The sequence below is a fragment of the Luteibacter sp. genome (genome assembly GCF_009912395.1).
In the GTDB taxonomy this organism is placed as follows: Bacteria; Pseudomonadota; Gammaproteobacteria; order Xanthomonadales; family Rhodanobacteraceae; genus Luteibacter.
Genome location: NZ_WNDO01000049.1, coordinates 1 through 14,741 on the forward strand (window position 1 = coordinate 1; position 14,741 = coordinate 14,741).

General features: G+C 64.2%; 14 protein-coding genes and 1 pseudogene. 1 reads left to right on the forward strand and 14 read right to left on the reverse strand.

All coding sequences use genetic code 11. The features are described from left to right. Positions 1-254: 254 nt before the first annotated feature. Positions 255-485, forward strand: a complete 231-nt coding sequence (locus tag GAK28_RS24485) for a hypothetical protein (protein ID WP_291785468.1) — start codon at positions 255-257, stop codon at positions 483-485. A gap of 117 nt (positions 486-602) precedes the next feature. On the opposite strand, the gene GAK28_RS24490 is transcribed toward GAK28_RS24485, so the two are convergent. The 14 genes and pseudogenes from GAK28_RS24490 to GAK28_RS24555 all read right to left on the reverse strand — a co-directional run bounded on the left by GAK28_RS24490 (position 603) and on the right by GAK28_RS24555 (position 14,194). Next, entirely contained in the window at positions 603-812 is a 210-nt protein-coding gene (locus tag GAK28_RS24490) for a hypothetical protein (RefSeq protein WP_291785471.1), read from the reverse strand. Between the two features lie 506 nt (positions 813-1,318). Next, the gene (locus GAK28_RS24495; RefSeq protein ID WP_291785474.1) at positions 1,319-3,250 is read right to left on the reverse strand and encodes an NAD(P)/FAD-dependent oxidoreductase; all 1,932 of its coding nucleotides are present in this window, start codon (positions 3,248-3,250) and stop codon (positions 1,319-1,321) included. Then, positions 3,207-3,650: an oligopeptide/dipeptide ABC transporter ATP-binding protein gene (locus GAK28_RS24500; protein WP_291785502.1), complete on the reverse strand. Its 444-nt coding sequence runs from the start codon at positions 3,648-3,650 to the stop codon at positions 3,207-3,209. Before GAK28_RS24500 ends, GAK28_RS24495 begins: the two co-directional genes overlap by 44 nt. Positions 3,651-3,689: 39 nt before the next feature. Next, a pseudogene (locus GAK28_RS24505) lies at positions 3,690-4,168 on the reverse strand (ATP-binding cassette domain-containing protein); the annotation flags it as partial. Beyond that, positions 4,165-5,166, reverse strand: coding sequence for an ABC transporter ATP-binding protein (locus GAK28_RS24510; protein ID WP_291785475.1), 1,002 nt, complete (start codon positions 5,164-5,166; stop codon positions 4,165-4,167). The pseudogene GAK28_RS24505 and the gene GAK28_RS24510, both read right to left, overlap by 4 nt. Before the next feature lies 1 nt (position 5,167). After that, positions 5,168-6,061, reverse strand: a complete 894-nt coding sequence (locus GAK28_RS24515) for an ABC transporter permease (protein WP_291785478.1) — start codon at positions 6,059-6,061, stop codon at positions 5,168-5,170. 32 nt (positions 6,062-6,093) lie between these two features. Beyond that, the gene (locus tag GAK28_RS24520) at positions 6,094-7,035 is read right to left on the reverse strand and encodes an ABC transporter permease (protein WP_291785481.1); all 942 of its coding nucleotides are present in this window, start codon (positions 7,033-7,035) and stop codon (positions 6,094-6,096) included. Between the two features lie 53 nt (positions 7,036-7,088). Further along, the gene (locus tag GAK28_RS24525) at positions 7,089-7,832 is read right to left on the reverse strand and encodes an SDR family NAD(P)-dependent oxidoreductase (RefSeq protein ID WP_291785484.1); all 744 of its coding nucleotides are present in this window, start codon (positions 7,830-7,832) and stop codon (positions 7,089-7,091) included. After that, the gene (locus GAK28_RS24530) at positions 7,832-10,099 is read right to left on the reverse strand and encodes a N,N-dimethylformamidase beta subunit family domain-containing protein (protein WP_291785487.1); all 2,268 of its coding nucleotides are present in this window, start codon (positions 10,097-10,099) and stop codon (positions 7,832-7,834) included. The genes GAK28_RS24525 and GAK28_RS24530 overlap by 1 nt, the downstream gene beginning before the upstream one ends. A 7-nt stretch (positions 10,100-10,106) precedes the next feature. Beyond that, on the reverse strand, positions 10,107-10,448 hold the full coding sequence (locus GAK28_RS24535; RefSeq protein ID WP_291785489.1) for a hypothetical protein: 342 nt from the start codon (positions 10,446-10,448) through the stop codon (positions 10,107-10,109). Positions 10,449-10,496: 48 nt separating this feature from the next. Continuing rightward, on the reverse strand, positions 10,497-12,068 hold the full coding sequence (locus GAK28_RS24540; RefSeq protein WP_291785492.1) for an ABC transporter substrate-binding protein: 1,572 nt from the start codon (positions 12,066-12,068) through the stop codon (positions 10,497-10,499). A gap of 55 nt (positions 12,069-12,123) precedes the next feature. Further along, positions 12,124-12,291, reverse strand: a complete 168-nt coding sequence (locus GAK28_RS24545; protein WP_291785495.1) for a hypothetical protein — start codon at positions 12,289-12,291, stop codon at positions 12,124-12,126. Continuing rightward, positions 12,255-13,178, reverse strand: coding sequence for an aminotransferase class III-fold pyridoxal phosphate-dependent enzyme (locus tag GAK28_RS24550; protein WP_291785498.1), 924 nt, complete (start codon positions 13,176-13,178; stop codon positions 12,255-12,257). Before GAK28_RS24550 ends, GAK28_RS24545 begins: the two co-directional genes overlap by 37 nt. Before the next feature lie 368 nt (positions 13,179-13,546). After that, a complete protein-coding gene (locus tag GAK28_RS24555; RefSeq protein ID WP_291785501.1) occupies positions 13,547-14,194 on the reverse strand; it encodes a TetR/AcrR family transcriptional regulator in 648 nt (215 codons plus the stop codon). Between the last annotated feature and the right edge of the window lie 547 nt (positions 14,195-14,741).

Genomic DNA, 14,741 nt, shown 5'->3' on the forward strand with positions numbered 1-14,741 from the left:
TGCGCTGCGAAAACGTGCCTTCGAGTAGCAAAAATGGCTCGCGGCACCCTCCAAGTTCGAACGATCGCAAACTTGCAATCAGGGGCACGAAGCAGCAACTTCTGTCGGCCAGTACTTCAGCAGCCTGCTAGAGTGTTTTCGCTGCTACGCCGGAATGCACAAACACCGATTTTTCAGGACTTTTTTCACGTTTCTGGCGTCATCGTGCGAGGGGGGGTGAATCCACCCCCGTGGTGCGCCACGTTATGCAGGTAATGAAAAAGACTGATGTCCTGGCCACCTCGATGGAAATGGCGAGAGAGGGCCTCGCCCTCAACCCTTCCGATGCGTTCGAGTTCATCGCGCAGCTCATTGCAGAGGAGAATCCGGCCTGGGATACCTATGACCGAAAGGTAGAGCGCCTGCTCAAGTTGGGCGCATGCATCTGGAGCCTGCGGCGCGACTTGATCACGCCCTCGCCCGCGCACCAACCGCCTCCCCGCTGAGCAGAGGTATGCGTCACTTCGTGTTCGAGGCGGAAGACCCTCAGCCCGGATAGGCCTCGTCCGTCGGCGATCAGCGGCCGCGCGTACCTTGCTGGCGCCAATCTCCACGCGAGAGGACTATCTGGAAGCTGCGACACCTGCCGTGGAAGGAGGTGCGGCACCAGCAGTCCACAAGTCCATGAACCTTCGGTTCGCCTCGAGCTTGAGCTCAGCCAACTCGTTGAGGGCGTTCGGCAGGGCACCGGGGCCGAGCTCGCGCAACGTGTTGTAGAGGGTGGCCTCGGACGCAGCCCAGGCAGCGTAGAGATCCTCGTCGAATCGAGCCATCGTGGTCTCCTTTTGCATTCGTGCACGGAGCGTGCGAGCACACGCCACTTGCCTGGGAATATTAAGCGACTACAGATTGGATCGCTATCGCGAGCCTGGAATTTGAGCTCCTCCAGATAGAGGATGCACACGCCCAATCCACCGCCCGTCAGTAGCCGGGGGGCCGCTACCTGCCCGTCTACACAGCAACGGCGGATGGGGCGGGCGGGCTGCCGAGTCCGGCGCTCATGCGCAAGAGCGATCGACAGCACTTGTGAGAGCATGTGCCCAGAGTGCGAGCTGGCAGGCATCGATGGCAGGAAGCCAACCGGTCCGTCAGGCGCCTGACGATCGAAAACTCATCGACGGTGACGATCGAGTGCCAGCGCCGGACGAAGGATTTGGCAGATGGGTCTCGCCCCTCACCAGCAAGCACTTTCTACATCACAAGACGACACGAGGATGTATCGGCCACAGCGCCTGGTCTGTTTCCGACGTCACACGCGGCCTCGTCATACCCAACGACGCTACCGAAGGTGCCGGACCGGCTCCATGCCCCATACCGGCGTAACGATCCCTTCCATTCGCGCCTTCAACTGCAGCGCAAGGTAGAGCGAGTAGTGGCGCGACTGGCTGAGATTGCCACCGTGGAACCACAGCGCCGTCTGGCAGGTCGGCTTCCACATGTTTCTCAACTCACCCTCCCAAGGGCCTGGATCTCGGGCGGTGTCAGAGCCCACTCCCCAGCACTTGCCCACCCGATCGGCCACCTCTGGAGACACGATGTCCGCCACCCACGCATTCATCGAGCCGTACCCGGTGGCATACACCAGCAGGTCAGCCTCCAACGTCTCCCCGCTGGTCAGCACCACGCGGTCGGCCTCGATGCGTGCGATGCCCACGCCGCTGCGCAAGCCAATCTTGCCCTCGGCTACAAGTTCCGAGGCACCGACATCGATGTAGTACCCAGATCCACGGCGCAGGTACTTTGTGTGCAAGCCTGAACCATCCTCCCCGAAGTCGAGCATGAAGCCAGCATCGCGCAACCGCGCATAGAACTCAGCATCCGCCTCGGCGATCTCTTCGTAGATCGGTACATTCATCTGCGCCGAGAGCTTCAGCGGCGTGGAAGCCTGGATCAAGTCAGCACGCTCCGCATCGATGCCACGCTCGAGCGCGTCCTCGGAGTAGAGCTTGCCGATCACGCGTTGCATCAAGGTGTCGGACTTGACGATGAGCGTCGACGAACGCTGGAGCATCGTGACCTGCGCGCCGTGCTCCCACAGATCCGCGCAAATGTCGTGGGCCGAATTGTTCGAACCGAGCACCACGCAGCGCTTCCCGCGCCAGGCTTCGCCGCCTTCGTAGGCACTCGAGTGGGATTGCGTGCCTGTGAAGGTCTCGTGTCCTTCGATGACCGGCGTGCTCGGATAGCCTGAGACGCCAAGCGCGAAGACCAGTTGCTTGGGCCGCAACACGATCGCCTCACCCTCGCGCTGCACCCTGACCACCCACTCTTGCGCGGCTTCGTCATAGCAGGCGCTCTCGCAACTCGTGGACGACCAGTAATTGATCTCCATGATGCGGGTGTACGCTTCGAGCCAGTCCCCGAGCTTGTCCTTGGGCGTGAATACTGGCCAGTCCTCGGGAAAGGGCAGGTAGGGAAGATGGTCGTACCACACAGGATCGTGCAGGCACAACGACTTGTAGCGCTGGCGCCAGGAATCCCCTGCCTTTGCATTGCGCTCGATCACAAGGGTAGGCACATCCAGGCGACGCAGTCGCGCCGCCAGCGCGATGCCGCCTTGCCCGCCGCCAACGATGACGCAATAGGGCTGCTCGGTACGGCCAAGTGCCGCCGCTTCGCGCTCGCGCTCCTCCAGCCAAGTCGTGCGCCCCGGCCCGTAGTGGTGGGAGGTTCCCAACGGACGCCGACGCCCCTTGCGTTCCTCGAAACCCTTGAGTTCGCGCAAGGCGGTAAAGAAGGTCCAGCATTGGCCGGCGCGCAGTCGCAGGTGCCCCTGGCCTCGTCCCACTGCAGTCTCGAAACGGAACCATGCACTCACGACCTCGCCTTCGCACTGCACACTTGCGCGATCAAGCGCCCAGGCGATCGAGCCGTCCATCCGCGGTAGCACGTGCGAGAGCATCTCTCGTACCGAAGCCACGCCCTCGACCGTCTTGATGTTCCAAGTGAACGCAAGGAAGTCGCGCCAGAAGCAGTCGGGCTCGAACAAGCCATCCAGCGCCTCCAGCTTTTGCTGGGATAGTGTGTCGGCCAGGGCTTCGAGCCACTCAGCGACTTGTGCGGCAGCCGTGGAAGAGTTTTCGGAATCGGAAGAGGTTTGGACGATCATGGGGAAAGGGGCGGGGGTTGTCTCTATTGCTCTCGTGGGGCTCTCGCGAGGTGGATCTTCAATCAGGGAGGTTCTGGAGATGACACGCTGCCTGGTGCCCACCACCCTTGTCCTCCAGCACTGGCGCCTCGCTGCGACAGCGGTCGAATGCATGACGACAGCGGGTATGGAAATGGCAGCCAGCAGGCGGGTTCACCGGGCTCGGCACGTCACCCTTGAGCACGATGCGCCGATGGCCCTTGGCTTGACCAGGCGCAGCCGACAGCAATGCCTGTGTGTAAGGATGGCGAGGCGCGGCGAACAGATTGCACGCAGTGCCTTGCTCAACGATACGGCCGAGGTACATCACTGCCACGCGGTGCGTCATGTGTTCGACGATACCCAGGTCGTGGCTGATGAACAGCAGCGCTAAGCCGAGCTCGGCCTGCAAGTCCTGCAGCAGGTTGACGATCTGCGCCTTCACTGACACATCGAGCGCCGAGACCGCTTCATCGCAGATCATGAGCTGGGGATTCGAAGCCAATGCGCGCGCGATGCAGATGCGCTGGCGCTGGCCGCCCGAGAACTCATGAGGATAGCGGCGCGCGGCAGCCGCACGAGGTCCAGCAATCGCTCCACGCGGGCGCGTTGCGCTTGCTCAGACAGATGAGGCTCGAAGTTTTCGATGGGCTCGGCCAGCACCTGCGCGACGGTCATGCGCGGGTTGAGGCTGGCGAACGGGTCTTGGAACACAACTTGCAACTTCTGCCGCATCGGCCGCAATTGCCGAGCGGACAGGTTGTCGATGCGCTGTCCGTCCAGTCGCACTTCGCCTGCGGTGAGGTCGAACAGGCGCAGCACCGATCGACCGACGGTCGATTTTCCGCATCCTGACTCACCCACCAGCGACAGAGTCTCGCCACGCTCCACATGGAACGAGACGCCATCCACCGCATGCACCTTTCCCGTCGCCTGACCAAGCCAGCTGCGCTTGAGCGGAAAGTGCTTCTTCAAGTCCTTGACTTCGAGAAGATGGCTCATGCGACAAGCTCCATGGGATTCGTCTCGGCGGGCGCGTGATGGCAGGCCGCGAAATGGCCGCTGGACTTGGCTTCAAGCGCGGGCATCGCCCGATGGCACAGCTCGGTCGCCTGGGCACAACGGCCAGCAAACAGGCAGCCGTCGATGCGCTGCTTCAGACTCGGAACCATGCCCGGAATCTCGGCCAGCCGCGAACGCTGGCCATGCTGCGACGCTCCAGGCCGCGGAATCGCCGCGAGCAGGCCGCGCGTGTAGGGATGCCGTGGGCGCGCGAGCAACTCCGCGACCGGCGCCTCCTCGACCTTGCGGCCGGCATACATCACCATCACGCGCTCGGCCACGTCGGCGACCACACCAAGATCGTGCGTGATCAGCACGATGGCCGCGCCGGTACGATGCTTGAGCTCGGCCATCAGATCCAGGATCTGCGCCTGAATGGTGACGTCCAGTGCGGTTGTCGGCTCATCGGCAATCAGCAGCTTCGGATTGCAGGCGAGCGCCATCGCGATCATCACGCGCTGCCGCATCCCGCCTGACAACTGGTGCGGATACTCATGCAGACGGCGCTCGGGGGCCGGAATTCCCACCAGCTGCAGCATCTCGACGGCACGCCTCGCGGCCGCGCGCTTGTCGAGCTTCTGATGCAGGCGCAACGTCTCGGCGATCTGGAAGCCCACCGTCAGCACCGGGTTCAGGCTCGTCATCGGCTCCTGGAAAATCATGGAGATCTCGTTGCCGCGCACCGCGCGCAGCGCGGCGTCGTCGAGCGCCAACAGGTCGCGCTGCTGGAAACGGATGCGCCCCGCGATCTTGGCTGGCGGCTCGGGCAACAGGCGCAGCAATGACATCGAGGTGACGGACTTGCCGCATCCTGACTCGCCCACGATCGCCAGCGTCTCGCCTTCGTTCACGTGAAACGACAGACCATCGACGGCGCGGTTGATGCCGTCGGGCGTACGAAAGTGGACGCGCAGGTTCTCGACTTCAAGCAGTGCCATCTCAGATCCCCTTGGCCACGCGCGGGTCCAGCGCATCGCGCAACCCGTCGCCCAGCAAATTGATGGCCAGCACCGTGGCCGACAGGAACACGGCCGGGATGAAGACGATGTAAGGCTTCACCTGCCACAGTGCCCTGCCCTCGGCCATGATGTTGCCCCACGAGGGCGTCGAGGGTGGAATGCCTGCGCCGATGAACGACAACATGGCCTCGATGATCATCGCGCTGGCGCAGATGTAGGTGGCCTGCACCATCATTGGCGCGATCGTGTTGGGCAGGATGTGGCGTCGGATGATTCGCAGCGTTGGCGTACCTGTAGTGATGGCCGCGTCCACGTAAGCCTGCTCGCGCAGTGAGAGCACCACGCCGCGCACCAGCCGCGCCACGCGCGGGATTTCCGCGATGGTGATGGCGATGATCACATTGCCGATGCTGCCACGCGTGAGCGCCATCAGCGCGATGGCCAAAAGAATCGGGGGAATCGACATGAGCGCATCCATTGCGCGCATGACCGGACCGTCCGCCCAGCGCACGAAACCCGACAGCAGACCGATCGCGAGCCCGATCGCGGTGGCAATGCAGGCCACCGAAAACCCCACGACAAGCGAAACCCGTGTACCCAGAAGCACACGCGAGTAGACGTCGCGACCGAGCATGTCGGTGCCGAACCAAAATTCGGCAGACGGTGCACGCGTGCGCCGCGCCGGCGCGATCGCGCTCGGGTCCACAGTGCCGAGCCAGGGGGCAAAGAGTCCGATCAGCACCAGGACCAACAGCAGGCCCCCGCCGATGGCGATCGTGGGATGGCGGCGGACGAAGCCAATCCAGCCGCGACGCACCTTTACCGGCGGCAGCAGTTCGGGCTGCTTAGCAGCCTCGGACGCAGGCACGGGCATCGCGCGCACTTCCATGGGAATGTGAAGGGAGTTCAATACCGAATCCTCGGATCTAGCAAGGTGTACGAGACGTCGATCAACAGGTTGATCAGCATGTAGACAAAGCTGAACATCAGTACCACCCCCTGGATGACGGGGTAGTCGCGTCGCAGGATGGCGTCCACCGTGAGCCGACCAATGCCCGGAATGGCGAAGACGCTTTCGGTAACCACCGCACCGCCAATCAACATGGCAATGCCCAGCCCGATAACGGTGACGATCGGCACCGAGGCATTTTTCAGCGCATGCACGAACAGTACGCCACGGCTCGCGAGTCCCTTGGCCCGCGCGGTACGCACGTAGTCTTGCTGCAGTACCTCCAGCATGGTGGTTCGGGTGATGCGTGCGATCAGCGCAACATAGCCGAAGCTCATCGTCAAGGCCGGCAGCAACAGCCGCTGCAGCCAGGGCCATGCACCTTCTGATAGCGGCACGTAGCCCTGCACCGGCAGCCACTGCATCTGCAGCGCGAACACCCAGGCCAGCATGTAGCCGACGGCGAACACGGGGACCGAGAAGCCGAATACGGCGAAAGCCATGATGGCTCGATCGAACAGGCTGCCTGCCTTCCAGGCGGCGATCACGCCCAACGGGACCGCGATCAGCACGGCAGTGATCAGCGTCATCACGAGCAAGGAGACGGTGGCCTCCATGCGCTGGCCGATCAGCGCGGTCACCGGCGTGCCGGTGAAGATCGACTTGCCGAGATCGAAGTGCAGCACGCGCCACGACCAGTCGGCGAACTGCGCAAGGAAGGGACGCGACAGGCCGAGGCTCTCCCGAATTCGCGCGAGGTCCTCGGGAGTGGCCTGGTCACCCGCGATCATGGCGGCCGGGTCGCCCGGTGCCAGGTACAGCAGACTGAAGATGAAGAAAGCAACCATGGCCATCACGGGCAGCGTGGTTCCTGCGCGGCGAAGGATGTAAGCGAACATGGCGCTCAGTCCCTCGCGGCCGCGGCCATAGCTTCTTCGACCGCCGAAGGCGACTAGGGCAGCGACTGCCCTGCGTCGACGATCAGCGTCTGCCCGGTGATCGCGCCTGCCTCACGGCTCGCCAGGAACAGCGCGCCGTTGGCGATGTCCTCCACCCCCGCGAGGCGGCCAAGCGGGCTCATCACGAGCTTCTTGCGCTGATATTCACTCTTGTGCGCGGGTTGCTCCTCAGTGCGCACATTGCCGGGCAGAACCGCATTCACCGTGATTCCCCAGGGCGCGAGCTCGATCGCAGCACAACGCATGAAGCCGAGTTGGCCAGCCTTGCTGGCTGCGTAGTGCGCATAGCCTGGATAGCCGCCGGTCGTGCCGGTGATCGAGCCGACGATGACGATGCGGCCATCGTGCCGCGCCTTCATCGCGTCGAGGCACGCCTGCACCGATAGAAAGGTGCCCTTGAGATTGACGCTGGTCATCGCGTCGAAGCCGTCCGCCGTCATCTCGTCGATGCGAGCGCGCGGAAAGATGCCGGCGTTGGCGCACAGCACGTCAATGGCACCGTAGCGCGCGAGAGCTTCCGCGGCCATGGCGCGTGTGGCCTTGGGGTCGGTGATGTCGGCGGCAAAGCCCGAGGCCGTGCCACCGATCTCCTGCGCGGTGCGCTGCGCGTCTTCCAGCCGCCGTGCCACCACGAGCACCAGCATGCCAGCCGCGGCAAAACGAGCCGCGATACCGCGGCCGATGCCTCTGCTTGCTCCGGTGACGATGGCCGTGCGGCCGTGCATGGACGCAAACATCAGTACGCCTCCTCGTCGCTGGCGCCGAAGCCCGTGAACGGTGCCGGGTCGATGAACCGGCGCAGCACGTTGGCGGTGATGCGGCTCACGTTGTTGTCGTACCCCCGGTGCGCAAGTGCCATGCCCCAGGCAATGGACCCGGTGGTGAATACAGCACCGCCGCGCGCGGTCGGGAAGAAAGTCATATCGGCACGGATCTGGTTGTTCTGATCGCCACCCAGACCGCGGTGGCTCACGCCGAACTCCTCGGGCGTGGCAAGCCCACCCGAGCCGAAGTCGTCGGCCGTGGCCACGCGCAGAAGGTGCGGTGGCGAGCCCAGGCGCGTGTCGACGCGATCAATCTCATGGCCACCGGCGCCACCGCGCAGGCCGAAGTCGCCGATGACCTCCTGCTCGCCCACGCCCTCGAAGATGAAGGCAACGCGCGGATCGAGGCTGTCAGGTAGCCTCCTGTAGGCGCAGCCGCGGTCGAACACCTGGGCATCGAAACCCACGCCCACCAGGCGCTGCGGCGGACGTCCGTTGCTGCGCCACAGGCCGCTGGGTTCGCCGGTGCTCGACAAACCGTTCTCGCCAGGCTCGCCCTCCCAGGTGCGTGTTCCAGTGAGCCCGCGTCGGATCTCGATGCGACCGGGCTTCGTCGGATGGAAGGCCGTGCGCCAGTAGAAGCCGTTCCCGCCGAGATAGACGTGCCGGCCGCCGCCGGCCTGATAAGTCTCGAAAGCATCGAGCATCTGCTGTGTGTAGTACTCCGGATGGCAGCCGGTGAGGACGCAGCCATAGTCCGCAAGCAACTGCGCACCGTGACGGTGAATGTCCGAGTCGGTGATGACGTCGTAAGAAATGCCCGTACTGTCGAGCCAGTCGATCACGCGGGTGTCCATCTGGTAGTAGCCACCGCCATGGGGGCGCATGTTCAGGATCGGCCGCGCGGCGCTGGCATAGCACCAACCGCTGCCGTCGGAATGTGTGTCGTAGGTCGACAGTCCGAGCTCGCGGTGCTCCTGCAGGTAGGCGTCGTCGGGGCCCAGTACAAGCAATTGTTCGAGCATCGCTTCGGTGGGCTGCAAGTCGAGACGGATCGCGCTGTTCGAATAGGCGAGGAAGGTGGCAGTCGAAGCCACGAAGGCCAGGCGCGCGCGCGCCTGCCCGGGCTGCGCGCCGATGAAGAATGGCACGTGACTCTCGGCCGGCTGGCCGTCGGTGTCTGTGGCGCTCAGCCGCAGGGAGTAGAAGCCGCTGGGCCAGTCCGTCGGAATGTCCAGGGACAGATCGGTATTCCAACGGCAATCGTCGATGTCGTCGTTGTGGAAATGGATGGCCCCGTACTCCTCGGTCGCCTCGGTCCAGTGCGGTGTGCGTGCGCTCCAATTGGCACCGGTCACGGCGCGCGTGGGTGCGTTGCGCAGCACGCCATGCAAGCCGTGAGGACCACGGTCTACAAAGCGGTCGCTGCCGATGGCCTCCGAGAAGTCCCATGCCGCGACGAGGTCGGTGTCACCGCGCACGGGCCGCAGCGCGGCGGCGCTGGCGCGCAGGGCCTCGAGAGAATGTACGCCGGCATGCAGCCGTGGACGGTCGATCTTTCCATTGAAATGCGCTGCCGTCAGATGCAGCGTGCCGTCATCGCGCAGGTGCGCCGCAAAGCTCAGCGGCAAGCCAGCGGGCCAGGCGGCGTGACGCGGCGCCGAGCCTTTGTCCGAGGCACTGCGATCTCGCCCACCAAGAACATCGAGACTGCGCTGGAATACCTCCAACTGGCCGCTGGTCGAGTCATAGCTTGCTCCGATGAACGCCCACTCCCGTTCGAGCAGCGCGCGAGAAGCGGTCGCCGAGCAAGTGTGGCCCGCGACTGCGACGGTGAAGCTCGCGCGGCCCTGCGCATCGAGGCCCAGCCGCCAGCCCTCCTGCGTGTCCTCGCGCCAACGCGCCACCACGGTCTGCGCGCCAGCATCGAGCAAGGTCGGCCAGACCCAGCAGCCGATGCTGAAAGAGTCCAGTGCGCGCAACGCCGGTGCATCGTCGACCAATCCACAGGAGCCGGCATGGATTGGTTGATGGGTGAGCGCGACCTCACCGTCCAGCGGCGAAGGCATCGCAATCAGCTGCACGCCGGGTCCCGATGGATCCGGATCGCCGCAGCGGATCTTCACAATTTGCGCGCGCGCCGAGCTGAGCGTGGCGCTGCTGAGCTTGAATTCAACGGTCGAGCCGCAGGCGACTTCGATCGGCGCGGCATAGCCGATGACGGCAACGGTATTCAGCATGGGGGCCTCAGTCGAGGTTCAGGTTCGAGATCGATTCGCCGGTGAGCAATTCCCAGCGCAGGCAAAACACCGTCCACTCCGCATCCGCGATGCTCGTGAACACCTGTTCAGGGAAGGTCTTCAGCGGCTCGCCGCGCCGCGCCGGCAGTTGCGCCAGCATCCAGCGTCGACCCGGCTCCAGCATGAGCAGCACGTGTCGCTGCCCCACCCCGGACCAGCGCATCCGGTAGAGCACCTGCTGCAGCTCCAGGCTGTAATGCCCGCGGGGCACGCGGCGGAACTCGCGTGCCAGGTCCAGCCGCGTGGGATCGATGAGGTAACGCGCCTGGGATGCGTCTGTGGTGAGCATGGACGGGCCGCTTTCGTGAAGGCAAGGGAGGATCGCGATCGCCGCGGATCAGGCCTTCTTGATGTTGTGGAACAGCGGCGAGCCGTCAAGCATGCCGCTCAGGCTCTTGCGGTACGCGGCCGGCTGCAGCATCAGCCCCGTCGGGATGTAGGGCACATCCTGGAAGGCCTGTAGCTGCATCTCGCGGGCCAAGCGCTGCTGCTCCGGGAGTGCGGCGGCGCCGAAGAAAGCATCGAGTAGCGCCTCGTGCTTGGCGCTTTCGGGCCAGCCGAATGTGCCCTTGGCCCCGACGCCGCGCATGTAGGTGTGCAAGGGAGGGCTGGTAGTGATGATGCCCGGCACGAAGTTACAAAACAGGTTCCAGCCGCCCTTGTCGATCGGCTGCTTGGAAGCCAGGCGCTGCAGCACCGTGCCCCAGTCGAGCGACTGGTAGTCGAGGTTGATGCCCACGCGCTTGAAGTAATCACCTGCCACTTCGCTCATCGCGTTGAGCACCGCGAAGTCGGTCGGCACCAGCATCACCACTTTCTCGCCCTTGTAACCCGCGGCGGCGAGGTCCTTCTTGACCTTTTCGAGGCTCCTCGCGCTCGTGAGAGATGCCATGCCACCGTCGTTGGCGTAGGGCGTGCCCGGCAGGAAGAAGCCCACGTTGTCGCGCCAGCGCAGCTTGTCCTCGCCCATCGCGGCCATCATGTAGTCCGACTGCGTGATGCCCGCAAGCAGCGCGCGGCGTACCGCGGGTTTGTCGAAGGGCGCGTTGAGCTGATTGAAGCGAATCATCGCCATCGAGCCGGCCTTGTCGTGGACCTGCACGTTGATGTCCTTGTGGCCACGCAACACCGGGATCAGGTCCGGGATGGGCTGCTCCCACCAATCCACCTCTCCGGACTGCAACGCTGCAGCGGCCGTGGCGGCGTCGGGGATGGTGTGCCACTCCACGCGATCGACATAGGCGATCTTGGCGCCCGAGGTGAAGGCTGGTGCCCCCTCACGAGGGACGTAGCCCGCGAACTTCTGATACACCACGCGCGACCCCGGCACCCGTTCGCCGGGCACGAAGCGAAAGGGCCCGCTGCCCACCATCTCCGTCACCTGCACTGACGGCTCGGTGGCGGCCAAACGCACCGGCATGATCGGACACATGCCGCTGGTCTTGCTCAGTGCGAGCGGTAGCAAGGGAAACGGCTTCTTGAAGCGAAAACGCAGGGCCTTGTCGCTCGGCGCGCTGAGCTCGTCGAGCTGCGCGCGCATCAGCTGCCCCAGCACGTCGACCTTGGCCCAGCGCTCGATGCTAGCAACCGCATCGCGTGCGAGCACTGGAGTGCCATCATGGAACGCGAGCTTGTCGCGCAGCGTGAGCGTCCAGGTCTTGCCGTCATCGCTGACCTGATGCCCGGCAACCATCTGCGGCTGCGGCTGGAACTGGTTGTCCATGCCGTAGAGCGTGTCGAACACCATCATCGCGTGATTGCGCGTGACCAAGCCCGTGGTCTGCACCAGGTCGAGCAGCGCGAGGTCGGCCTGCGGGACGAACTTGATCACCTTGGCCTGTTGGCCGATGGCGAAGCCCGGCATCAATGCACCGGCGGCGCCGGCCTTGAGGACATCTCTGCGTTTCATGCGAATCTCCAGGAGCGATGAGGGATGGGTCGAAGGTCTTTGGGGAAAGCGGGTCTCAGGCGGGCTCGGTTGCGAGCGCGGCGCGACGCAGGCGCTCCATCACGCGCGCATCGTTTTGCGGCGGCAGCGCGGCACGGCTGTGGCGCAACTCGACAAAGGCGTCGTCGGTACGCTCGAGCGTGCGGGCTACGTCCTCGGGCGTGAGCGCCGCATTGATGAACATGTTGTGGTATGGATGCAGATAAACCCCGCGGCGTACGGCAGCCGCGGTCCATGCATACCCAACGCGCATATCGGCGTCGTCCTCGAAAAAGATCTGGGGCATCTGCATGGGGCCGGTCTGACGCAACGCGAAACCGTGGCTGGCAGCTTGCGCATGCAGCCCATCACGCAGCAGCTGACCCGTGTCCATGATGCGTTCGAGGTAGTCGGTGTCGCGGACCAACTGCAGTCACGCGCCATGCGAAAGCCCGCGCGCACGTCGTCCACGACCAGCAGCGCATCGCGTTCGTCGCACACCCGCCGCACGGCACGCGCATAGTCGGCGCCCGGCAGGTATTGGTCGCTGAAGGCTTCATGGCGAAATGGCGTGGCGAAGATGCCTGCAAGATCGTTGTCGGCGAGTTCGACAGCCGCCGCCAGGCTGTCCAGATCGTTGTAGCGGAACGGGATGATGTGCGCGCGATCTTCGGGCGTGCTTCCCGCGGCCTGCGGCATGCACCACGGCGCGGCGCCGTGATAGGCGCCCTGAGCCAGAAGCACCTTGCGGCGCTGGCGATGAGCCCGCGCGCACACCAGCGCCATGGCCGTAGCGTCGGTGCCGTTCTTGCAGAACATCGCCCAGTCCGCATGGCTCACTGTGTCGACGAACAGCTCGGCCAGGCGCACCATCGCGTCACTTGGGCCCGTCATCGTGTCGCCGCGATGCGCCTGCGCACGTGCGGCTGCCTCGACCGCCTCGTGACCGTAGCCCAACAGGTTGGGGCCGAAGGCACACATGTAGTCGATGTACTCGTTGCCGTCCACGTCCCATAGCCGCGTGCCTTGCGCGCGCTGAAAAAACTGGGGGAAGTCCGCCGGCAGCAGCCGCGTGGATTCATGGCCGTACATGCCGCCTGGCATGACGCGCTGCGCACGCGCTTGAAGCGCCTTGTCCTGGGTATTCGTCCACATGGAAGCCGTCCTTTGATGGGGTTGATGTCGATGTCTTCGCTGCGACACGCCGCTTGGCGGCTCGTCTTAATCGATATTAATTGATAGAACATTCGACTTCAACAAAAATTTGGGGCTCAGAGGCTTCACGTTAAAATGGTGCGCTGCAGCGGAATTACGCACCCATCTCGCGCACTCTGGAGAGGTACACGGGAGATTTCGGCACTGACGCAAGGACAATGCCAAGACGAATACTATTTAAAGATTATTCGACTAAGAACGCGGAAAACCCGCATGCCCGAACTAGGCCCGGGGACCCCAGCCTTTCAACGTCGAGGCTCCAGCACCTCGGGCATGAAACAGCGCAGGTAGACAACGGCCGCACGCACCGACTCGGTGATGTACTCGTCGGTGATGCGCCCGTGGGCGCTGTACGACAGCGCCCAGACGCCGTCGGAAATCGCAAGCGCAACGGCGAGGCGTTTCTCGAAATCAGGGATGCGGGGCGTCTCGAAATAGCGTACGAACTGGTCCACGCGCATGCGCGTGAGCACCGTGTTGCCGTGCATGTCGAGGTTGCGTACCTGCACGCTCACACCCGCTCCCATGAACAGGCGCAAGGCAGCCGGGTGTGCGTTCAAGTAGGAGGATGAGCGCCGCTGGTTGCGCTCCACCATCTCCTGCCAGGTCTGTGGCATCGGGTCATGCGGCTGCGCGGCCAGGCGCCACAGCTCGGCATGAAAGCGCTGGGCCAAGGCGACGAAGGCCGCGTTTCGGTTGGGGAAGAAGTGATACACCGAGGCCAGCGGCACGCCAGCGATGTCGGCAATCTGCGCCAGGCTGATCTCTTCGTTCTGATTGTCAGCCAGCACCTGCTCCGTCGCGTCGAGCAACGCGTCGAAACGCTCCTGGGCGTGCTTTCGCACGGGATTGCGGGGGCCGCTGCGCGGCCGGGCGACGGGTTCGGAACTCATGGGGCCCTCGGGCTGATACGGAAGCATCCCAGCTTCCCGGATGAGGCCGATCCTAGCGCGCCGCCCGCCTTGTGCTCTTCACACATGCCCAGACAGCGCGATGTTGTCGCTTCTCTCGTGTACGAGCCAGTGGTCCGCATGTGATCGGTTGCACTGCGCCGCCGAAATGGGGCTGGCGGGCCTGCACCCGCGACGCTATAGAGCGCGCGAGCCAGAGTTCTTCGTCTGTACGCAGGGAGATCCTGTTGTATAGCCTAGCGCTACCGTGCCGCCAACCCGACATCAACAAGAAGGCCCCGCGTGCGACATCCAACGACGCGGCGGCGGCGCAAATCAACGTGCGCCACGAGCCGCAGCATGGAGCAGCCGCGCTGGTCCCCAGGTCAGCGCGACCATCTCTGCGTGATGTCTGCGCTCTAACAGGCTGCTGAAGTACTGGCCGACAGAAGTTGCTGCTTCGTGCCCCTGATTGCAAGTTTGCGATCGTTCGAACTTGGAGGGTGCCGCGAGCCATTTTTGCTACTCGAAGGCACGTTTTCGCAGCGCA